This is a genomic window from Candidatus Omnitrophota bacterium (genome assembly GCA_018830005.1).
Lineage (GTDB): Bacteria > Omnitrophota > Gorgyraeia > JAHJTE01 > JAHJTE01 > JAHJTE01.
In genome coordinates, this window is the sequence record JAHJTE010000001.1 from 439,731 (window position 1) to 460,813 (window position 21,083).

Genomic DNA, 21,083 nt, shown 5'->3' on the forward strand with positions numbered 1-21,083 from the left:
GAGGTTTAAAATGGTAAAGATTATTGAGAAGATTAAGAATTTCTTTTGTGGTAAATTTGTATGCAAAGTTAAAAAGCCTGCCCAGCCGGCAGGCGGGGAAGAGCCTCAGCCCAAGGCTGATCAGCCTGAGGCTGATAAGACAGAGCAAAAGCCCCAAGAGCAGAAATAATAGATTGAGCTTCTTTTTTTCTTCTTCGTTGTTTTCTCTTCCCCCGAATGTAGAAACTTCATAGAAGTTTTTACTTCGGGGTCCCGAATCCATTCGACAAGCTCAGGATTCGCACTGAGCAAAGTCGAAGTACGAAGTGACACTTCGTAGAATAACTTCATTCGGGATTTGCCGCATAAGTTGCCTTAGGGGAGAGGCCTGCCAAGCCTCCTCTTAAGGCAAAAAGGTATGTTATGGGAAAGATGGGTAAATATATTTATGGAATTATCCCTCGCCATTGCTCGGGACAGGTAAATTGCATTGCAGAAAAGTCTTTTGACTCGTTTCTAGCTAATAGCAGCGAGGAAGTTTGTACTGTTTCATTTCAAGATATAGCTGCAGTAGTAACTGACTCTGAGATAGTCGATTATACCCGTTTGCTTAAGGATGCGGTAGCCAGATACTTGATTAAGCATCAGCAGGTAATCGAAAAGCTTATGGAAAACTTTACGATTATTCCGATGCGATTAGGAACTTTTGCCAGTGATGAAGACGAGGTGAGATATATTTTGGCTAAAGCCTATCCGAGGGTTAAAGACATATTTAATAAGATATCTGATAAGATAGAAATTGATGTAGCAGCTACATGGAGCGATTTTAATTCCATTCTTAAAGAGATTGGTGAGGAGAAAGAGATTAAGGAGATTAAAGAAAGGCTTTCAGCTAATCCTAAGGGCGTAACTCTAGACGAGCAGATGAAAATAGGGGTTATGGTTAAGAAGACACTGGATAAAAAAAGAGAAAAATACGCTGGACAGATACAAAAAGCTCTAACGCCTGTTAGCCAAGATTTCAAAGCGCATGGCCTTATGGATGATAAGATGGTGGTAAATTCTGCCTTTTTAATAAATAAGCATGAGTATGAAGATTTTGAAAGAATCATTGAAGAGCTAAATACTGAATTTCATGATGAGTTAAATTTTAGATGTGTAGGTCCACTTCCACCCTATAGCTTTTATACGCTTGAGGTAAAGAAGATGCAATTTAAAGAATTAGATTGGGCGAGAAAGAGACTCGGACTTGTAAATGACTTTGTAACCAAAAGTGAAATAAAAAAGGCTCATCAGGCAAAGGCGTTTGCTTTGCATCCGGATATGAATCCAAATGTCCCTGGCATAGAGAGAGAATTTGATGATGCCACCAAAGCCTATAAAACTTTATGGGAATATTGTCAGGGAGATAGTTGTTCTTTTAATGAAGATGAATTCAGGAAGAATGCAATTTTAGTAAAGGTGAGGGAGTGATAGTTCAACAGGCTCTGGATCTTTTAAAGGATGCTGAACGAAGTCGAAGCAGGCAAAATCGAAGAGATTGACATGGAAAAGGAAGGTAAATATATCTATTGTATAATTGGCACAAAGCAAGAGAGAAACTTTGGGCCTATAGGGATTGGTGGAAGAGGAGATGATGTTTTGACTTTCGGCCATAACGACCTGAGTATGGTTGTGAGCAGCCACGCTATAACTAAATTTGTTGTTAACCGGGAGAATATGCTTGCCCATGAAAGGGTGATTGAGGAAGTGATGAAGGAATTTGACAGCGTGCTTCCGGTCAGGTTCGGGACTATTGCTTCAAACGCCGATGAGATAAGGAATCTCCTGGGCAGAAGATACAGAGAATTGAAGAACGCGTTACGGGATTTGGACCACAAAGTAGAATTGGGCGTTAAAGGCGTATGGAAGAATATGGAGATTATTTTCCAAGAAATCACCCAAGAAAATAAAGGAATCAGGAAGGCAAAAGAGGAAATTCAGAAGGATACTAATAGAAAAAACATCCAGGCTAAAATGGATGTAGGTAAGATGGTGGAGAAGGCCTTGGAAAAGAAGAAAGAGAAAGAGGCGGAAAGAATCGTAGATGCATTGCGAAGAACAGCCTCTGACTATAAATTTAATAAGACAATTGGCGATGAGATGTTTGTGAACGCCGCCTTTTTGGTAGATAAAGGCAGGGAAAAAGAGTTTGATAATATAATGGATGACTTAAGCGATGAGCATAAGGAGAGAGTGAAATTTATGTATACGGGGCCTTTGCCCGTATTTAACTTTGTCAATATTGTCATCTATCCTGAGGAGTGGGAGAAGTAGTTAATGCAGACAGCTACAAAAGAAGGTAAATATATTTATTGCATAATAAAAGCAGGTGAACATAAAACTTTTGGTCCATTGGGGATTGGTGGAAGAGGAGACGAATTACATACAATTTGTTTTGACGATATAGCAGCCATGGTTAGCAATTCTCCGACAATAAGCTATTCAGTTTCAAGGGAGAATATGCTTGCCCATGAGAAGGCGATAGAGGAGATAATGAAGAAGCATACGGTTTTGCCGGTCCGATTCTGCACGATCGCCCAGGATGAAGATAAGGTAAAAAAGATATTAGAAAAAGAGCATGATAAATTTGCCGAGTTATTAAAAAGTATCGAAGGTAAAAAAGAGCTCGGACTAAGAGCGATATTTAAGGAAGATGTTATATATAAGGAGATAGCGGAAAAATACGAAGATATTAAGAAACTTAAAAAAGCGCTATCGTCTGAGCCTCCGGCAAAAACCTACTATCTGCGCGTGGAAGTTGGCAGGAAGGTTGAGGCTGCCTTGGAAAAAGAGAGAGATATCTATAAAGAGGAGATTTTAAATACGCTTTCACCGCTGAGCCAGGATATGAAGGTCAATGCTTCCTATGGCGAGCTGATGATTATAAGCGCCGCCTTCCTGGTAGAAAATAGCAGAGAAGCGGAATTTGACCAAAACGTTCAGGCCCTTGCGGACAAATCTGGCGATAAAATGAAATTTAAATATACAGGCACGTTGCCGCCGTTTAATTTTGTGAATTTAGTGATCGAAACAGGGAAATACTAAAGTGTTTTTAATTGATGATATTTTACTTGCACCATTAAATGGTATAATCTGGCTGGGTAAAAAGATTAATGAAGTGGCAGAGAAGGAATTTTCTGATGAAGGGCTCATAAAAGAGAGACTCATGGAAATACAGCTTAAATTTGAGCTGGACCAGATCAGCGAAAAGGAATATAACAAACAAGAAGCGGAACTTTTGGCGCGATTGGATGCTATTAGAAAGGCAAAAGAGGAGGCGTAAGATGGCTATTATAGATAATACCAGAAATGCGGTTGTTAAGTTTTTAAAAGAGACCCTTAATGTAAAAGATGCGAAGGTGATTAAGGCGATAAAGGTTCCTGAGGGTTGGGAAGCTGAGGCAGAAGTATATGAGGAGAGTTCATTTATAAAGTCCCTTGGACTTCCAACTAGGGTACAGGATAGGAATATCTACGCTGTTAAACTGAACGATACTTTAGAAGTCTTATCCTACGAACGCAAAGGGCAAGCAAGGTTAACCGAGTAATCTATTAAGGTGCAAAAAATATGGAAGTAGGAGAGAAAGGCCTTATTTATTTATATTGTGTTGCAGGAAAAGTGCCAAAACTAAAAGAAGTAGAGAATTTAGTTGATAGCCTTTATTTTGTTTATCACCGGGGTCTTTATGCAATAATCAGCAAAGTCAAAGAAAGGGAATTTAGTGAAGAGAATCTGAAGAAGAATTTGGCTGATTTAGAGTGGATTAAGGCAAAAGCAAGTATTCATGAAAAGATAATAGAAGGAGTTATGACAAAATCTAGCGTAATTCCTTTTAAGTTTGCAACTTTATTTAATACTATGGACAACCTTAAAATAATGCTTGATGAGCATGCCGAAAAGCTTAGCACGAATTTAAAGAACTTAGCTGACAAAGAGGAATGGGGGGTTAAGATTTACTGTGATATAGAAAAGTTAAAGGAAAATTTCATTCGGGAAGATAAAGAGATTTTAAACATAGATAAAGAAATCAATGGTTCGACTACGCTCACCATTGACCCTGAGCGAAGTCGAAGGGCCAATTCTGTTGGGCCGGGTAAGGCATATCTTTTAAAGAAGAAAAAGGAAGAGTTGATAAAGGATAAAATAAATAACAGGATTAATAAATATAGCCAAGATAGTTTTCAGATACTAAAGAAGCTTTGCGTTGATGTGCGGATAAACAGGCTGTTGCCGAAAGAAGTGAGCGAAAGAAAAGAGGATATGATTTTAAATTCAGCCTTTTTAGTTGATAAAAGTAATGTTGCAAAATTTGCTAAGGTGATAAATATTCTCAAGAAACAATATGAGCAGCAAGGTCTTAATTTTGATTGCACAGGCCCCTGGCCGCCTTACAATTTCTGTGGTCTCTTAAAAGAAAAGATACACAATGGATAGACAAATTAAAACCCTGCAGGATAAAAATAGTTATTTGGATTTTCGTAAACAGGAAAGGGTCACGCTTTTAGAAATCCTGGATAGGGCTTTAGATAAAGGCGTAGTTATCTCAGGGGATATAGTTATTTCGGTAGCTGATGTAGACCTTGTATATTTAGGATTAAAGGTCCTGCTTAGCTCAGTAGAGACGATGGAGCGATTAAGGGGTGCTCCTATGGCTGGTGCACAAGAGGAGCCAACTTAAGGATGAAAATATATGCCTATGGCATAATAGATTCTAATCCAGAAGAGATAGTTCTTCCTATACCTTTTAAGGAAGGGACTAATAGCGGGATGGACGAATCCTTAAGGGAGTTAGGCGAGGCCCCTGTCTATAATATCCCTTATCGTGATATCGCAGTAATAGTAAGTGAACTTAATGAGGAGGCGAAAGAAATAACCGATACCTATATTTTAGAACACGAAAGAATTGTAGAAAGATTGATGGAAGGCTTCACAGTTTTACCAATGAGATTTTTAACAGTCTTCAATACCAAGAAGGACCTTCTTTCTATGGCAGAATTCTACTATGAAGATTTTAAAGACAATTTGGCAAGACTGCATAACAAAGTAGAATTCGGTATGAAAGTCATCTGGCCAGCAGATACCATAAAGCAGAGGATAGTTGATGTTTATCATAAAACTAAACATAATCCAGAAAGGATAGGCCTTCCCGATCTTCTTAAGGAAGGGCCTAATGTATCTATATCTACAGAGTCTCCCGCAAAAACTTTTGTAAAAGAGAAGTTCCAGGAGCATATAATAGAAAAGGAATTTCAAGAGGAAGCCAATAGGTGCATTCAAGTGGTGGACGACTATTTTAACAGAATCGCTTGCGAAAAGAAGCTCAAGAGACTACAAACCGAGAATCTCCTTTTAAATTCCAGTTATCTGGTTGAGAAACAAAGACAAAATGATTTTAAGCAGGCATTTGAACAATTAAAGAATACACCCGGCGACCTTAAATTCTTGTTTAGTGGGCCCTGGCCTTGTTATAATTTTGTTACTTTGACTAAAAAGCCTTCCTCGGTTGATTATTTTAATACTGAAGATATGTTAGGTAGATTACTTAAAACACAGGATTTGTAATATGACAATGGAGAGAATAATTGAAACAGATTCTGAAAGTGCGTTTATCGAAGAGATAGAGAAAGTTCAAGATGTGCTTCCTAAAAGGATTGATGCTAATTCTAAAAATGTAGAGAAGGGATTGGCAAAATTAGTCCTTACGCTTGTAGAATTAATTAGGAAGTTGCTTGAAAAACAGGCAATGAGAAGAATAGAAGGCGGTTCTCTTAGTGAGGAAGAAATCGAAGGAATCGGTGAGACGTTGATGAAGTTAGAAAATAAGATGAAAGAGCTAAAAGAGATTTTCGGACTTAAAGATGAAGAGTTAAATCTAAACTTGGGCCCATTAGGAGATCTGATGTAAATGAGGCCATGACTTATGGAGCGAAGCGACATAAGTCATAAGGCCGAATTTATCCCGAGCGAAGCGAGGGATCTCAAATGAGAGTCGATATGCATAAAGAAGAAACCAAAATAAGCTGTTTAGCATTTCAAAGACAGGAAGCGATAATTAGAGATTTTACAGATAAAATCAATGCGGTAAAAGTAGTACAGGAGAAAGCACGATTTGCCGAAGAGATACGGAAGGAAGTTGATGTGCTTCTTTCCTGCGCCGGTTATAAAAAAGAAAGTTTAGATTGTAAGAACTGTCATTTCATTGCGAATTTGCGTAAAAAGACGGCGGATATAATTATAAAAGTGAAAAAACTAGCGTAAAACGAAAGGAGAATAAGTTATGGCTACTCCAAAGATGATGCATGCTACCGAGGCTACTAATCTCGCGGATATCTTAGAGAGGGTGTTGGATAAAGGCATAGTAATTGCCGGAGATATTAAGATTCAACTTGCAGACATTGACCTTCTCAATATTAAGATAAGGCTCTTGGTTGCCTCTGTAGATAAGGCTATGGAGATGGGTATAAATTGGTGGCAACAGGATTCTTACTTATCTTCAAAAGCAAAAGAAGAAGAGATTGGGAAAGAGAATAAAACCTTGAGGAAAAGATTAGAGCGCTTAGAAGCCAAGGTAAAATAAAAGAAACTGGCATATGAGAACTCTTATCTATGTTCCTATTATACATACAAGCGCAGATCTCGGCTCTTTAGCCAAGGCTGTAGCTAAGCGAGGTATTGCTGATTTAGGGCAAGAGCTTTGGAAAGAGCATAGAAAGACAGTGGATGGATTTTGGGATTGCCTATCAGTTTATTTCTTTCTTTTAGATGTACGTGGAATGAAAATATATCAGGATGGAATGGTAGCAGAAGGTGAGGTGGGTGAGAAAATAGTTGAAGAAGGCCTAAAATCAGGAAGTAAAAATTATGAGATAGTTTCAAAGCTCCTTAAAAAGGGAGCTTTTTTAATTAAGACAGAAGATTTTGAACTCGTTAAGAAAGAGCGCGATAGGTTAGTTGTCATAACGCAGGCCAAGTCTATATTTAAGAAATTAATCGCAGTTATAAAATATAAATTAACCAAAAATAAGCTTTTAAGCAAAAGAGATAAATTTATTGCCAAAAGAATCGATGAAACCTTAGCTCATGGTGAAAAAGGCATTCTTTTTATTGGTGCTTTTCACAATATCAAGAAAAGATTACCCAAGAATATTCTCATTAGGGAAATAAAAGATACGGAAAAGGTTAAAGAATATCAGAAGTTACTTCCTTTCTACAATAAGCATAAACAGCGATTTGAAGAATTAGGCAGATACCTTATTTCTCCAATAAGTTAAAATGGAGGGGCAAATGAGAAAAATAAATTTAAATTCATTAGTTAGACCCAAGTTCCTTTGGATCAGCATTATTGTTCTTTTATTAGTTACGAGCACTATATTTTATATCCTTGAAGAAAAGCAAAAGGCACTAAGAGTATTGACACAAAAACAATTAGCCAAAACTGTTGAAGAAAAAGATATAATCCAGAGAGATCTTAGAGAGACAAGCAAAGCAAAAAGAAGAGTAGAAGAAGAGTTGAAAGAAAAAAAATACCAAATTAAACTTACTTTAGATAGACTGGAAAAAGAGATAAATGTTAGGCGTCAAGCAGAAGGTCAGTTGATTGTAGTTTTAAGAGAAAAATGGGCTTTACAGGATGAGTTGAGTAAATTTACTAGGAAGCCAAAGACTATTGGGTTAGAAAGAATTATTGTCAGTGCTGCACCTGTATTAGTTGGGAAAGTCTTAGCAGTGGAAAAAGAGCATAGATTTGTTGTAGTAAATTTAGGTAAAGAGAATAATATAAAGTTAGGTGATATTTTATCAGTTTATCGAAAAGGTGAATTCATTGGGAGGGTGCAGATAGAAAAGGTAAAAGAAGAAATTTCTACAGCGAGTATTTTACCCGAGTGGCAGGATCTAGAATTTAAAGAAAATGATGAGGTAAGAAAAATATGAGATGAAAGTTAAGGAGGAAGGCGATGAAGACAATTTTTAAATCACAAGCTGCCATTAGTCCTTTTTGGATAATCTTATTATTTGGCTTTGCACTTATTAATCAGGCTATAGCGCAGGAGCCGCCAGAAAAATCTCTACTCACAGCAACTAAAGAAGTTAAAGATAGTACAAGAATAGTAATTTCAACTTCTGGCCCTGTTAAATTTACTTCTTATTGGCTAGACAATCCGTATAGAGTGGTAATTAAATTTCAATCAAAGAATGTTATAAGTAAAATAGACAATGAAGTCCTTTTGAATTTAGGCATAATAAAGAAGATTAGCAGCAGTTATTTTGGTAGAGGACAAAATAGACCTCTTAAATCATTAACCTTTGAGCTCAATCAGAAGGTACCATATAGAATATGGCAAGAATATGATGCTATTCTATTAGTTATTCAAGCACCTTTAGAGACATCTAAATTTTTACCGGGCGAAAAAGAACTTTTTATAGGAAATGAAGTTAGTGATGTAATGATTAAAAGATTAGAGGCAATGGATATGGCACTTACGCAAGTAGTGGGAGGGCAAGGACTTTTAGAAGTTTCTGAGGCAGAGATTGCCAAAGATGCTAGAGGAGAGATTGATGAAGCTAAAATAGAGACCACATTGTCTAAGACTAAAGCTCTTTCAGTAGCAAATTATCTTGGGGTAAGAAAAAGTATGATGGGTATAGTAGCATGGTTTACAGGATTAGTTTTAGTTTCAGGCTTAGGATTTCTAGTCTGGCGTAGGTTTAAATCAAGTAAGGATAAAGAGCACAATAAACTTGAGTCAGAATTGCAAGAGAAAAATAAACGACTAGAGCAGGAAGAAATTATTCGTAAGGCAATGGCAAAAGCAGCGTTAGAAAAGGAAAAAGAAATTCAACAGCTTAAGAATTCCTTCGGATCAGTAAAAGATGAACTTATTAAAAAGAAACTGGTGAAGAGGGAAATGTCTCCTGAGGAAAAAGAAAGGCCCTGGGTTCGCGGGAAATCACAAGAAAGACGCGCCTCTGCTCATTTGTCTCTAACAAAAGATTTTAATAAGACTATAATTTTAAGAATCGAATCTCAAAATTTACCACAGAGCATAAAATCTTTTGCCAAAGATATTAGTTCGGGAGGGTTATGCTTCGAGACAACAAAAGAGTTCGAGGAAAAAGGGCCAATTAATTTTAGGTTATTTTTTTATGGAGATCAGATTCCTATGATAAAGATCCAAGCACACATTAGATGGAAAAAGAAAGAGGACTCAATTAATTATTACGGGGTCAACTTTGATTTGATAGAGGAGAAGGATAAGTTAGAGTTAGAACATTATATTGATAGCAAACTAGGTAAGGCTACGATCTCTGAACTATAAAGATTTACAAAAGCGTTTGATGCAAAGCGTAGAAAGTAGAATCCGTGCATTACTAGCCCAGCAACTCGATACCTCAATAGAGAAAATTACGCCTGAGGCATCATTTGTAGATGATTTAGGTATAGAGTCTTTAGAAACTATCCAAATCGTAATGGCACTTGAGGAAGAGTTTAATATTGAAATTCCTGATGAAGACTCTGAACAGATGAGCAAGGTTAGGGATTTAGTTGAATATCTAGTGCACAAATTAAATAATAGTAATAAGAAATAGTCTATGGAATCGACTATAGTTAAACAGATTAATGGAAGATATAGATAAAAGCATAAGGGAAATAGAAGTTGAGGCAAGTTCTCCGCAAGAGGCTATAGAGATAGCCCTTAAGAAATTAGGCGTTAAAAGAAATGAAGTAGAGATAAAGATATTGAATGAGGAAACCAAAGGGCTTTTTGGAATGGAAGGATCAAAACCAGCAAAAGTTAAAGTGAGAGTAAAGGAAAGAAAGTGACATATAAAATAACTGGAGATTGTCCTGAATGAGGCTATCCAAAGAAGTGAATCTTCGGGATCCCGAAGAAGTTCTTTAGAAGTAACATCATTCGGGACAAACAATGCGGCCTTTGCGTAGAAAAGTGTCCTTTAAAAGTAATAGTAAAGAATGGAGAAAGATACCAGATTACAGACAATTGCGAAGAATGCGGCATAGGTATAGAAAGCTGTCCAATGAGGGCGATTGTTGAAGTAGTAGAAGATTTTAAGAGATAGAAAACGATTGATAGACTATGCCTAGATGTGTGGCTAAAGAAATACAAGCTAAAGAGTTTACTCCCAGAGCAATAGGCAAAATTAGAGAAGGCAATTTCTATATCCCTGATTGCCCATATTATGAATCGCGAATTAATTTCCCTAAAAAAGTCAAAATAGACGAAATTCTTATTGGTTGGCATTGTTTCAATTGTAATAATTTTAAAGAAGATTAAAAAATGGAATTTGAAAATCAAGGTATTAAATGTAGCAAATTTTGGGAAACAGAATTGGTCATCAAGAAGACTGAAGCTAAAATAAGTGAGACAAGTAGCATTAAAGAGAGGCGATATTATGCTCAAGACATCTTACTTGAGGCAGAAGGTTTATTATCGTGTTTAAATTATAATTCTGGAAATCCAGATTGCTTGAATTGTCACTCTATCTGCCGCGGCCACATTTAAGAATATGAATATTTAGCTAAAGAGAAAAGAAAAAAAGTTATTAATAGATAGGAGTCTCTCATATGTTTAAGAAAGACCAAAGATTGAAGATGCAAGAGAAAATTATTGATATCGAAGCCGGGATGCAAGGAAATATTAAATTTAGCAGCCCAGTCAACTTAAGAATAAGCGGCAAATTTGAAGGAGAATTAGAAACCCAAGGAGTCTTAGCAATAGGAGAAAAGGCGGATGTAAAAGCTAAGAAGATCAAGGGAGAGTATATAACAATAGCCGGTAATGTAAAAGGTGATATTATAAGTAGTAAACGTCTGGAACTTTCTTCATCTGCAAAGGTGATTGGAAATATTAAGGCCCCAATTTTGGTCATTAATGAAGGTGCTATGTTGAAAGGAAACTGTGAGGTCCCTTTCGAAGCTGAAAAAAGCGAGCCTAAAAAACACTCTAAAAAGAAGAAATAAAGTTCCTTTCTATATTTTTTGATTTTATTTCTTTATACACCTTTTCAAAATTTCTCTCTATGCTTATCTTTACAATAAATCTTTGATGTCCACCTTTTAAAAGAGGACAGACATTAACTCTCTACCTTCCAAATAGTTACGTCTTTTTAAGCCCCAAAACATTGGACAAATAGGACTCCTTCGGCGCGCTCACTGCGTTCGCTTGCTCAGGATTTCGCTAAAGTGCTCAAAATTTAGCGAGGGGATAGCCTCTCTAAGTCCAGAATATTCTTGATATAACAAGGTATTGCGTATATAATTACTCTATTAAATTGAGAGAGGTTTCCCCTCATGATGTTTGAGAGGGACCCTTGATTTTTCTACAATAACAGAAAAATCAAGGGTGCTCCTAAGCCTATCGGGAAAATATTGTAAAGATTTTCCCGATGTTTAGGCAAGGAGCCCCCTCAAAGTGTTTAAGCGAGGGGGCAGAGTATATTCGGAAAATTAATGGTTGTTCCGATGTTTAGGCAAGGAGCAATTTTCTTACTGTATTGATTAGAATTGAAATATAATAGCCTCAAAAAGGAGGCTGTATGGGCAGGATGAATTTAGAGTAATTAGACTAATCTTAGGGCGCTAGTAAATTAGCGCCTTTTCTAATTAGGTACGTGTCCCCGGAATTTGGTGCAGTTTCTACAAAGTTAATATCCGATAAGAATGAGGAGATTATTGTCCTTAATTCAGAACTAGCCAAGAAGGTAATAAGAAAAATAACCAAAGGAGGCGGATAAAAATGAACTATTGGTATAAGTATTTGGGAGCGGTTATAGTTACATCTTTAATGGGCTGTGGTATGTTAACAGAGCCAGTAAAAGAGACTTCTAATGGTTATGAGCTACAGAAAAATACTTCTTTAAGGGTTATCTTGCAAACTCCTCTTAGCTCCAATACGAATGAGAGGGGCGATCAGTTTACTACGTATCTTGCTCAGGCCTTGGTTTTTAAAGAAAAGGCCATATTACCTAAAGATACACAGATACGCGGCTTAGTTAAAAGAGTCAAGAAATATGAAAAACTTGGAGACCGCGCCAGTTTATTTCTGCTTTTTGACCAGATTGTTTTTTCTGATGGTATACGAATACCGCTAGTGGCAAGTTTAAATACAGAAGAAGGAGATAGGGTAATAAAGATCAAGGGAAAGGCTCTAAAAGATACCACAATAATTGGAGGTAGTGCTCTTGTGGGAACTGTGGTAGGAAGAAAGACATTAGGAAAAGACGGAGCAAAGAAAGGCCTTATTGTTGGAGCAGGCCTTGGTACAGGTGCTGTGCTTTTGTCTAATATGAAAGAAATAAAACTTCCTGCAGGTACAGAACTTGTGATAAAACTTGATGAACTTCTTCTACTTCCCAAGGAATAGATGTCAGAGAACTTTGAGGTAGGGGAGTCTAAGGAGTCGGTAGGAGTGTACTGTTTGTCACCTTGATGCAATTGTCCGTCTTCTAATAGAGGACAAACAGCAATCCTTTACTTCCCAAATAGTTGCAGACTTCTCAGCCTAAAAATACCGGACAAATAGGACTCCTTCGGCGTACTCACTTCGTTCGCTTGCTCAGGATTTCGCTAAATACTTATATTAAAGTACTCAAAATTTGGTGAGGAAATCGCCTCTCCGAATCCAGAATTTTCTTGATATAGCAAGGTATTGCGTATATAATTGCTCTATTAAATTGAGAGAGGTTTCCCCTCATGACATTTGAGAGGGACCCCATTTTTTTCATCTCTGATGAAAAAAGTATAAGAGTAGGGGACGGTTCCTTAGAATGTAACTGATTAAGAGGCAATAGATTACAAATACTAATAAACAAGCTAAAAACAAGTTGATTATTTGCTATTATAATTAATTGAAATAAAATAACTTGCATCAAGAGGAACCGTCCCCTTAATTCTTAATTCCACTTACTGCGCAAGGAGAAAACAGGAGGAGTTTTGTATCAGATAGCCGATAAACTGTAATAAAGCAAATTCCGAAGAAGGGAGAAGAAGGGAGGATTAAAACATGGCAGACAAGAATAAACCATTGCAGTCAGGCGTTGGATCTCTAAAGCTATTTATCATTGCGGCGGTAGTCATCCTTATCGCATGGATAATCGGCAAAGGCGTCTTAACGCTTATTTCATCTGCAAAACAAATGTAATGGTTTTAGGTTTCATGTTCTGGAATAATGTCTGAAAAACGGAAATTATAAGAATGAAAATAGCGCTTATTGAACCTCGCGCTTGCGAAGCAAATGTCTAAAGAAAGAGTTCAAATAATATAATAATATTCTAGCGTTAAGTAGCCGGAATAGCAAAGTTAGCAAAGGAATAAGGAAAGGATTAAAATCATGAATGATTATGTGTTTTCTGGCATTTTAATAGTATCCGGCTTTACTGCCGGGTGGATACTTTATCTTTTTGTTTCATTTTTGCTTAAACGGAGTGATGGTCTTTTCAAAGAGCTCAAGGCCGATTTAAGGCGAATTAAAAGTCCCTTACGTTTTTTGGTGCCCGCTTTGTGTATTTCGATGGTTATTCCTTTCTTGCGGTTACCGGAAAAGGTGGGTGGCTTTATTAGCCATTTTATTCAAATCCTGTTTATTGCGTTGTTTGGTTGGGTTATCGTAAAGATTGTTTTTATTGTCCGCGATGCGCTTTTGAACCGTTATGATATTAATGCTCGGGACAATGTGCATGCCCGCAGCATGCATACACAAATACGTTTAATCGCAAACATCATTGGCGTGGTTCTAGTTTTGTTAAGTGTTTCTTTTATTTTGATGAGTTTTGCAGAAGTCAGGCAGATAGGGGTCAGCATATTGGCTTCGGCAGGAGTTATCGGTATAGTTATAGGTTTTGCTGCACAAAAAACGCTAGGGAATCTTATCGCCGGCATTCAGATAGCCATCGCTCAGCCAATTCGGCTGGATGATGTGGTCATTATTGAAGGCGAATGGGGATGGATTGAGGAAATTACCCTCACTTTTGTGGTAGTGCGTATTTGGGATCTAAGGCGATTGGTAATTCCGATATCGTATTTTCTTGAAAAGCCATTTCAGAATTGGACGCGGACTTCAGCAGATTTGCTGGGAACTGTTTTTATCTATACCGATTACACTGTACCCGTGAAAGAAGTACGTAATGAATTAACACGTATCCTGGAAAATAATTCAAAGTGGGATAAAAAGGTCAATGTGTTGCAGGTTACCAATGCTACTGAAAAAACAGTTGAACTGCGAGCGCTGATGAGCGCAGCAGATTCTCCTACTGCCTGGGGTTTACGCTGTGAGGTCAGGGAAAAGCTCCTGGAGTTTCTGCAACAACGCTTCCCGGAATGTTTACCGCGGATTCGCATTGAAATGAATAAGGGGGAATCAAGTTGATACGAACAGCGTTTTCTGGTAAAAACTCTGCTGTCCACCTAAAAGAGGTGGACATTTTATATCTATCTATACTTCAAATGGTTACGCAATTTCCAGCCCAAAATGACCGGACATTTTGGGCAATTCTAACGAGGAAACAGCCTCTCTAAAGTTGCAGTATTAGGCATATATTAAGGTGATTCCTATATATAAGCGTTATTTGGAAACAGAGAGGTTTCCCCTCATGGAATACGAGAGCGACCCCATTTTCTATTTCCGTGATTTTCGACGATGTAGCGCCAAGGATAACGGTATGCAATTACTGAAGTTGCGTTGTTTAAGGATATGTTTTAGCTGAGTTCTTCTTTTGTTATCTCAAAAATATTTATGAAAGGAGGATTGAGATGAAGAAAAACATTGTATTTGCTTTTGCGGCAATTGTTTTTATTGCGTTTTTTCTTCCTTGGGTTTCAGTTGGGACGGGATCTGCAGTCGGAAAACTGACTAAAATTATCCAGGGAGAGGGGAAGCAAGCGCAATTTATGTCCATAAGCGGTTTTCAGGTTCCGGTTATGGCAAACAGTAAAGAATCAAAATTGATGGTCACAGTTATTAAAATTTTCCAGCCGGGCATAACAAATGCGGATAAAAAAAGTTACTTAATCTGGGTTGTCCCTCTTATGGCAATAATTATGTCTTTGGCAGCTAGGTTCTTTAAGGATAATAAGTGGGTGCATTTGGCTATCGCAATAATCGGGGTGTTGATATTTGTGGTGGCGGTATTTAAAATTGCTACAACCGATTTAGATAAAGTAGTGATGAAGGTAAATATTGAGTCCGGACTATGGTTGGTATTTATCGGTTATCTTGGGATCGGCGTTTTAAGCGTAGTTGAATTTTTGCGTTTATTTAAGGCCAAGGTCGATTCCGATTGATTTATCCTGTGTATTAACCATTGATATAATGGTCGATTAGGAGTAATTTAAAGTTGTCTTATCAATTAAAAAATAGTTTTTATGAGTTATTTTAATTTATGGGAGGTGGGTATGAAAAAAAGAAGCGTGATGTTCGTTGTTGTGGGTTGCGTGTCTTTTCTCTTGCTTGTTACCTCAATCGCGAGAGCAGAGGAAGTAAAACCGTTGCAGCTAGCGCTAATTGATACAATTCAGCTTGTTCCAGCAACTGATTCGATCAAAGGGCTCCGGTTAGAAGTCTACGGGGTTAACAATGATGTGACTGGTTTAAGTTTAGGTTTTGTGCATAAAGCTACAGGTAATGTTAAAGGAGTAGAATTAGGTCTAGTGGGAGTTGTCGAAGGTGATTTTTATGGTTGGCAGAGCTCTTGGATTCTTAGCTCCGTATCGGGAAGGTTTGTAGGCGTGCAAGGAGGAATTGTTTCTCTTGCTAAAGACAAATTTACCGGTTGGCAGAGTGGTATTGTAGCTTCGACTGAGGGGATGTTTAAAGGCCTTCAGAGTGGCCTGGTGAATATTGCTAATACTGATGCCAAAGGAGTCCAGCTCGGTGCTGTTAACTGGACTGAAAATTCCTTTGAGGGAGTTCAGCTGGGCATTGTTAATCATGCCGGCGAAGTGCGCGGATTACAGCTTGGTATTGTCAATTATACCAAGTCTCTCAACGGCCTCCAGATCGGCCTTGCCAACTACAACGGCAATAAAGACCCTCTGGAATTCATGGTGCTTGTTAACTGGTCGTTCTAATTAATCTATAAACTATCCTTTAGCTCAAACAGGGATATCTCCTAATATGCGCTCAATTGATATAGGGGGATATCCCTATATTTTAGCCTTATCTTTCAAATAGTTTAGAAAGTTAGGTCAAAAATGACTGGACAAAACGGACATGGCTCGACGCATTCGTTTCGCCCTTCGAAGAAGCTCAGGGTTTGCTTCATTTGCTCACCATGAGTGAGGAATCACCTCTCTGAAGTCAAAATATTCTTGATATAACAAGGTATTGCGGATATAATTGCCATTGTGAATTAAGAGAGGTTTCCCCTCGGCTAATATGAGAGCGACCCCAATTCTTGAGAATATGTGATTAAATAGTAGTAATGAGTCAAGGTTGCAATAAGCACAGCACAAAAGGGGTATCAACATGAAAAACCTTTTCAGCCAGTTACGTGTAAACAAAAACATCTGTTTCTGTCTTATCCTTTTCTCTGTTGCTGCCGTGGTTTGTGCGCAGACACTCGAGAGACAGCGTCCCCCTATATCTGCGCAGGAAGCCATCCGCCTGGCCGAACGATACGTGACTAATAACAAGATTGACGTCTCGAAGCATTTCATCAGTTCGGTGCGCTATATTGTGTCGGGAAGTTGGACAGATAGCTCAATAGGCAAAGGTCCCTATTGGCAAGTAACCTACGAATTGGTTCAATTAGCGGATGGGGGTCAGCACTTCATATTGATTTATATGGACGGTAAGATCGGCAGAATCGGCGGATTATGAAAACAAGTTCGCCGAAGCATTCATTGGTCGTTAAGAGAGGTTTCCCCTCGGCTAATATGAGAGGGACCCCAGTAATATCATTCTCTTCAGCATTCGGGAGAGTTTCAAGGCTATTGATTGATACCGGTCAATAGCCTTTTTTATCTGTTGCTGTTTCAAAGAGTTAGGGCATTATATTTATTGGCACTATATCGAATTTTTCCACACCATAAGCTGTTTATAAAGCCTCTCTGAATATCGCCACTTAATCGCCAAAATAGGCCAATTCCTCTCTTAGTTTATGGCAGCTAGTTTATGCTATATTGGTCAAGATATTGGATATAGATCGGGTTGAATATGGGCATAAACTAGGAATTGAGAAGGCTCATTATGTGTTGCAAATATATCAAATTGGGATATAATTCCTTATATGGAGAATAATGGCTTAATCATAGCATTGACAGGGCGGTTTGGGGCTGGTTGTTCAACAACAGCTAATTTCTTTGCCAATAATAAGAAGCTGAATTGTAAAAGCTATAGCATCTCAGCATTTCTGAAAGACAAGGCAAAGAAAGAAATAGTCAATTTTGAACAAAAGAATCCCGAAGAAAGAAGAAAGATTCTGCAGGATTTGGGTGATAGTTTAAGAAAGGAAAAGCTAAGCGCTCTGGTAGATCCTATAATTAAAGACATTAAAGATAACAATGTAGAAAATGTGGTTATTGAATGCATCAGAAATCCAGGTGAGGTTACAGAATTAAGGCATGCATTTGGTAATCGTTTTTTTCTCTTAGCCATAGACTCAGAGACAGAAACTCGTTGGAAGAGAGTCGAAAAGATGTATAAAGGAAATAGAGCAAACTTCGATATTAATGACCGACGAGATGCTGGTGAGGAGCAGCCGCCATTGCCTAATGGGCAAAATGTGAAAAAGTGCATTGAGCTAGCGGATATATTGATTAATAGCGAAGATAATTTTTATAAAGAAGATGAAACAAAAGACGAAGTAGTTATTGATCGCTACGGACAAAAACTATCCGATTATACTGAATTAATGTTAAACCCGGGTGCCAGACCACCATATCCGGATGAATTATATATGCATCATTCTTGTAGCGTGGCTTTATGGTCTAAATGTTCCAGGAGACAGGTAGGGGCTACTATAATCCATGAGGTGTTGAATAAGAAACCTGATAAGCAAGATGTAAAAAATAAGAGCGATAGCGATAAAGAAATTATACTTGAAAGTTACGTCATTGCGACTGGTTGTAATAATGTACCATGGGGAGAGATTGATTGCAGAGTTTTGTACAAGAGTGAGTCGACTAAAAAAAGATGTCATAAAGAAAAGGTTAAGATTAAACATTTTAGCAAGTACAAATATTGCAGGGAATGTGGGGCGGCATTGAACGATCGTACTTTAGTTTGTACCTGTGGAGTTGAAAATTCAAAATTACCCGGAAAGTTGTTGGATGTTTGTAGAGCTGTTCATGCGGAAGAGTCAGCTATACTCCAGGCAGCCAAGTTAGGAACCACCCCATTAAATGGGGCTAAGCTTTATACTTCTACTTTTCCTTGCATGCTTTGTTGTAAAAAGATTATTAACGCAGGTATCAAGAATTTAATATATTTAGAGTCTTACCCGATGGAAGAGTCATTAGCTATTAGCATGTTTAGGAAGTGTAATGTCAAGATTTCTAAATACGAAGGTGTGAATTCAATTGTATTTAACAGGCTTTTTAAAAGAGAATAGCGATAAAGTTCTTGCATTGAGACAAAAAAGAATTATAATATAGTCAAAGAGATAAATATGAAAAGATGTCCTCAATGTAAAAGATTTGGCGTTGAGTATGATCCCCAGACAGGAAAAGAGAAATGTGTCTGGAGTGATTGCTTGTGGATTAATGAAACAGATATTGATTTAGATACTTATGATTACGGAGTAAATTTTGTAGAATTTAGGGATTCTATAAATATCAAGCGAGAAATGGCAGTTTAAAATTAAATATTCTGACAAAAGCGATAGCCAAAAGCTATCGCTTTTTTTGTTTTTTATAATGATAAAGCTATAAGTAAGTTTTTCCACATTTCGAGCTGTTTATTCCAATTTAACTCGAAGGCAATGTTGCGTAGCTTGTACTCGGGGATTAAGGAGATATTTTTGTTTTCTGAGCAGAGGATTTCTTCTTGTATAGTTGGCGCAAGCAGCAAAAGGTTCATCATTTGATTGAGCCGCTGGTGATTCAAGTTAAGCCATTTGGCAACTTGCTTTAAGCCTTCAGCTTTTCCTTCAGCAAGGATGCCTTGGACTTGATGTGCCAAGATAAGATTCTGCCTTAATTGTGGCTCGTTCTTGATATTTATTTGATTAGGAGGGACTGGCAGGTTTTTGAGTTCCTTGAGTCCTACCTTATATTGGCGTCTCCTATTATCTTTTAGCAGAACGATTTCAAGTATCCCTTTATTACCATCGAAACTTGCTTCTTTAAGGACTGTTTTAATGATTGCAATCTTTTCTTGAAGGCTAAAGGTATCCCATATTTTTTCGTCGAGTTTGGGTAGAGGAGTCAAGGTTCTGAGTAATTCGACGATTTTCTGTTCAATCTTCTGCGTGCTCAGTAAGCGGGTAGGACAGGTTTTGTAGCCACGCTTACTGGCGCTCATACAAAGGTAGTAGTGATACCTGTATTTATTGGCTTTGATGTTGTAGGAGAAGTACATCGCGCAGTTGCAGGCTTTACAGCGCAGGAGGCCGGTAAGCAGACCCACATGTTTAGTCTTCTTGGTCATTTTCCAGTCAGGCTTGTTTTTTGCAAGTATGCTTTGTGCTTTCTGGAAGGTTTTTTCCGAAATAATTGCTTCATGTTCTCCCGGATATAACTCGGCCTGGTATGAAACCTTGCCGGCGTAAAGCACATTTCTTAAGATTAGCTGAATACCGTTGATTGTAAACTGAATCCCACCGAATTTTCTGCCTTTTTCAGATGTATGCTGCTTAGTTGTACATCCCAGGTCATTCATAATCATGGTTACGGACAGAAGGGAGCGCTTTTCAATATACGAGGTGAAGATTTTACGCACGATCTTGGCTTCTTTCTGGTTAACCACGAGCTTATGCTTATCCTTATCGATGTTATAGCCTAAAGATGGCCTTCCTCCGATCCATTTGCCTTTTCTCTTAGCAGCGCCCATCTTGTCGCGGGTGCGTTCTGAGATAATCTCGCGCTCAAACTGCGCAAAAGAGAGGAGGATATTAAGCGTAAGCCTGCCCATCGAGTTTTGCGTATTAAAGTGCTGTGTTACTGATACGAAGGTGGCACCATGTTTTTCAAATACAGACAGGAGCTCTGCAAAATCAAGAAGTGAGCGCGATAAGCGGTCAACCTTATAGACTACTACGCAATTAATTTTATTGGCTTTGATGTCAGTAAGAAGCCTCTGAAGTGCAGGTCTGTCTGTATTGGCTCCGGTGAAGCCACCGTCATCGTAGTATTCTGGCGAAGCTACCCAGCCTTCGTTTTTCTGGCTGGTGATGTAGCTTTCGCAGGACTCGCGTTGGGCATCCAGAGTAGTAAAGTCGCGCTCAAGTCCATCGCTGACCGATTTGCGCGTATAAATGGCGCAATTAATAATCTTTTTTTCTTCGGGTTCTGTAGTTTTCATAGGTTAAAAAAGTTATATCCGTTCCAATGCACTCCGGTTATTTCTTCAGCTATGGTGGTAAGATGCTTATATATTTTCCCGTTATATTCAAAGCCATTATCAAGTACCTTGACTTGGATATTTTTGCCTTTATATTTCTTGATGATGACACTTCCTGGGATAGGGAGACGTCTGTCCCTTCCGCAACTTTTCTTTCTTGCCTGCGTTTCTAGGCTTATCTTCGGTCTAATTGACTTATTATTGACAGGATCATAAAGCTTTATAAGTTCTCTAAGCCTATTTTCCGCTTTTTGCGATAAGCCGCCATATTTAAGCTCCTGCAGGCGGTAGGCAATCTTTCTTATTAGGTAGATTTTATTGTCTGAAGTCGCCTTTTGGCCATTAAATAGCGTCACAAATTCCTTCTGGAGCTCCGGAATCGCCTTATTTTTCAGGGCTATAATTTTGGCTTCTAATGTCTCTTTCATTGGCGCATTTTCCTCAGGTCACATAGGGCCATACAATTCGAGATAAGTCAAGGGGATTAGAGAGGTATTTCATTCAGAAGGACAAGCCTTGCGATTTTTGCTAAAAGTGTTAAAATG

The 21,083-nt window shown here is 38.1% G+C and carries 29 protein-coding genes; 27 read left to right on the forward strand and 2 right to left on the reverse strand.

From position 1 onward, the window contains the following. Window positions 1–10 precede the first annotated feature (10 nt). The 27 genes from KJ593_02345 (at window position 11) to KJ593_02475 (ending at window position 18,835) form a co-directional block, all read left to right on the forward strand. Window positions 11–169: a hypothetical protein gene (locus KJ593_02345; protein ID MBU2540717.1), complete on the forward strand. Its 159-nt coding sequence runs from the start codon at window positions 11–13 to the stop codon at window positions 167–169. Between the two features lie 233 nt (window positions 170–402). Further along, window positions 403–1,452, forward strand: coding sequence for a GvpL/GvpF family gas vesicle protein (locus tag KJ593_02350; protein ID MBU2540718.1), 1,050 nt, complete (start codon window positions 403–405; stop codon window positions 1,450–1,452). Between the two features lie 72 nt (window positions 1,453–1,524). Then, window positions 1,525–2,295: a GvpL/GvpF family gas vesicle protein gene (locus tag KJ593_02355; protein ID MBU2540719.1), complete on the forward strand. Its 771-nt coding sequence runs from the start codon at window positions 1,525–1,527 to the stop codon at window positions 2,293–2,295. Between the two features lie 3 nt (window positions 2,296–2,298). Further along, window positions 2,299–3,066, forward strand: a complete 768-nt coding sequence (locus KJ593_02360; protein ID MBU2540720.1) for a GvpL/GvpF family gas vesicle protein — start codon at window positions 2,299–2,301, stop codon at window positions 3,064–3,066. Window position 3,067: 1 nt separating this feature from the next. Further along, on the forward strand, window positions 3,068–3,304 hold the full coding sequence (locus KJ593_02365) for a gas vesicle protein GvpG (GenBank protein MBU2540721.1): 237 nt from the start codon (window positions 3,068–3,070) through the stop codon (window positions 3,302–3,304). 7 nt (window positions 3,305–3,311) lie between these two features. Beyond that, window positions 3,312–3,569, forward strand: a complete 258-nt coding sequence (locus KJ593_02370; protein MBU2540722.1) for a hypothetical protein — start codon at window positions 3,312–3,314, stop codon at window positions 3,567–3,569. Between the two features lie 20 nt (window positions 3,570–3,589). Then, a complete protein-coding gene (locus KJ593_02375; GenBank protein ID MBU2540723.1) occupies window positions 3,590–4,456 on the forward strand; it encodes a GvpL/GvpF family gas vesicle protein in 867 nt (288 codons plus the stop codon). Next, window positions 4,449–4,700, forward strand: a complete 252-nt coding sequence (locus tag KJ593_02380; protein ID MBU2540724.1) for a gas vesicle protein — start codon at window positions 4,449–4,451, stop codon at window positions 4,698–4,700. Before KJ593_02375 ends, KJ593_02380 begins: the two co-directional genes overlap by 8 nt. Before the next feature lie 2 nt (window positions 4,701–4,702). Further along, complete coding sequence (locus KJ593_02385; protein ID MBU2540725.1) at window positions 4,703–5,584, forward strand: GvpL/GvpF family gas vesicle protein; 882 nt, start codon at window positions 4,703–4,705, stop codon at window positions 5,582–5,584. Between the two features lies 1 nt (window position 5,585). Continuing rightward, entirely contained in the window at window positions 5,586–5,927 is a 342-nt protein-coding gene (locus KJ593_02390; protein MBU2540726.1) for a gas vesicle protein K, read from the forward strand. An 89-nt stretch (window positions 5,928–6,016) separates the two neighbouring features. Continuing rightward, window positions 6,017–6,280 carry a hypothetical protein gene (locus KJ593_02395; protein MBU2540727.1) on the forward strand — a complete coding sequence of 88 codons (264 nt, stop codon included), beginning with the start codon at window positions 6,017–6,019 and terminating at the stop codon, window positions 6,278–6,280. A gap of 19 nt (window positions 6,281–6,299) precedes the next feature. After that, window positions 6,300–6,599: a gas vesicle protein gene (locus KJ593_02400; protein ID MBU2540728.1), complete on the forward strand. Its 300-nt coding sequence runs from the start codon at window positions 6,300–6,302 to the stop codon at window positions 6,597–6,599. Window positions 6,600–6,612: 13 nt separating this feature from the next. Continuing rightward, window positions 6,613–7,293, forward strand: a complete 681-nt coding sequence (locus KJ593_02405; GenBank protein ID MBU2540729.1) for a hypothetical protein — start codon at window positions 6,613–6,615, stop codon at window positions 7,291–7,293. Between the two features lie 13 nt (window positions 7,294–7,306). Beyond that, the gene (locus KJ593_02410) at window positions 7,307–7,954 is read left to right on the forward strand and encodes a hypothetical protein (protein ID MBU2540730.1); all 648 of its coding nucleotides are present in this window, start codon (window positions 7,307–7,309) and stop codon (window positions 7,952–7,954) included. A 23-nt stretch (window positions 7,955–7,977) separates the two neighbouring features. Further along, window positions 7,978–9,339, forward strand: coding sequence for a PilZ domain-containing protein (locus tag KJ593_02415; protein ID MBU2540731.1), 1,362 nt, complete (start codon window positions 7,978–7,980; stop codon window positions 9,337–9,339). A 19-nt stretch (window positions 9,340–9,358) separates the two neighbouring features. Further along, window positions 9,359–9,610: an acyl carrier protein gene (acpP, locus tag KJ593_02420; GenBank protein ID MBU2540732.1), complete on the forward strand. Its 252-nt coding sequence runs from the start codon at window positions 9,359–9,361 to the stop codon at window positions 9,608–9,610. Window positions 9,611–9,641: 31 nt separating this feature from the next. After that, on the forward strand, window positions 9,642–9,845 hold the full coding sequence (locus tag KJ593_02425) for a Jag N-terminal domain-containing protein (protein MBU2540733.1): 204 nt from the start codon (window positions 9,642–9,644) through the stop codon (window positions 9,843–9,845). Between the two features lie 286 nt (window positions 9,846–10,131). Next, window positions 10,132–10,317: a hypothetical protein gene (locus tag KJ593_02430; protein MBU2540734.1), complete on the forward strand. Its 186-nt coding sequence runs from the start codon at window positions 10,132–10,134 to the stop codon at window positions 10,315–10,317. Window positions 10,318–10,607: 290 nt separating this feature from the next. Further along, window positions 10,608–11,003 (forward strand): polymer-forming cytoskeletal protein, encoded by a 396-nt coding sequence (locus KJ593_02435; GenBank protein ID MBU2540735.1) that lies wholly within the window; start codon window positions 10,608–10,610, stop codon window positions 11,001–11,003. Between the two features lie 775 nt (window positions 11,004–11,778). Then, window positions 11,779–12,405, forward strand: a complete 627-nt coding sequence (locus tag KJ593_02440; protein MBU2540736.1) for a hypothetical protein — start codon at window positions 11,779–11,781, stop codon at window positions 12,403–12,405. A gap of 639 nt (window positions 12,406–13,044) precedes the next feature. Continuing rightward, on the forward strand, window positions 13,045–13,182 hold the full coding sequence (locus KJ593_02445; protein MBU2540737.1) for a hypothetical protein: 138 nt from the start codon (window positions 13,045–13,047) through the stop codon (window positions 13,180–13,182). Window positions 13,183–13,371: 189 nt separating this feature from the next. After that, entirely contained in the window at window positions 13,372–14,406 is a 1,035-nt protein-coding gene (locus tag KJ593_02450; protein MBU2540738.1) for a mechanosensitive ion channel family protein, read from the forward strand. 383 nt (window positions 14,407–14,789) lie between these two features. After that, window positions 14,790–15,320 carry a hypothetical protein gene (locus KJ593_02455; GenBank protein MBU2540739.1) on the forward strand — a complete coding sequence of 177 codons (531 nt, stop codon included), beginning with the start codon at window positions 14,790–14,792 and terminating at the stop codon, window positions 15,318–15,320. Between the two features lie 111 nt (window positions 15,321–15,431). Then, window positions 15,432–16,106, forward strand: a complete 675-nt coding sequence (locus tag KJ593_02460) for a hypothetical protein (protein MBU2540740.1) — start codon at window positions 15,432–15,434, stop codon at window positions 16,104–16,106. A 550-nt stretch (window positions 16,107–16,656) separates the two neighbouring features. Beyond that, complete coding sequence (locus tag KJ593_02465) at window positions 16,657–16,857, forward strand: hypothetical protein (GenBank protein MBU2540741.1); 201 nt, start codon at window positions 16,657–16,659, stop codon at window positions 16,855–16,857. 409 nt (window positions 16,858–17,266) lie between these two features. Further along, window positions 17,267–18,589 (forward strand): hypothetical protein, encoded by a 1,323-nt coding sequence (locus tag KJ593_02470; protein MBU2540742.1) that lies wholly within the window; start codon window positions 17,267–17,269, stop codon window positions 18,587–18,589. Between the two features lie 57 nt (window positions 18,590–18,646). Further along, a complete protein-coding gene (locus KJ593_02475) occupies window positions 18,647–18,835 on the forward strand; it encodes a hypothetical protein (GenBank protein MBU2540743.1) in 189 nt (62 codons plus the stop codon). Between the two features lie 53 nt (window positions 18,836–18,888). Here the strand turns inward: KJ593_02475 and KJ593_02480 are convergent, their stop codons facing one another. After that, window positions 18,889–20,499, reverse strand: coding sequence for a recombinase family protein (locus KJ593_02480; GenBank protein MBU2540744.1), 1,611 nt, complete (start codon window positions 20,497–20,499; stop codon window positions 18,889–18,891). After that, window positions 20,496–20,966 carry a DUF2924 domain-containing protein gene (locus KJ593_02485; protein MBU2540745.1) on the reverse strand — a complete coding sequence of 157 codons (471 nt, stop codon included), beginning with the start codon at window positions 20,964–20,966 and terminating at the stop codon, window positions 20,496–20,498. Before KJ593_02485 ends, KJ593_02480 begins: the two co-directional genes overlap by 4 nt. Window positions 20,967–21,083: the final 117 nt, after the last annotated feature.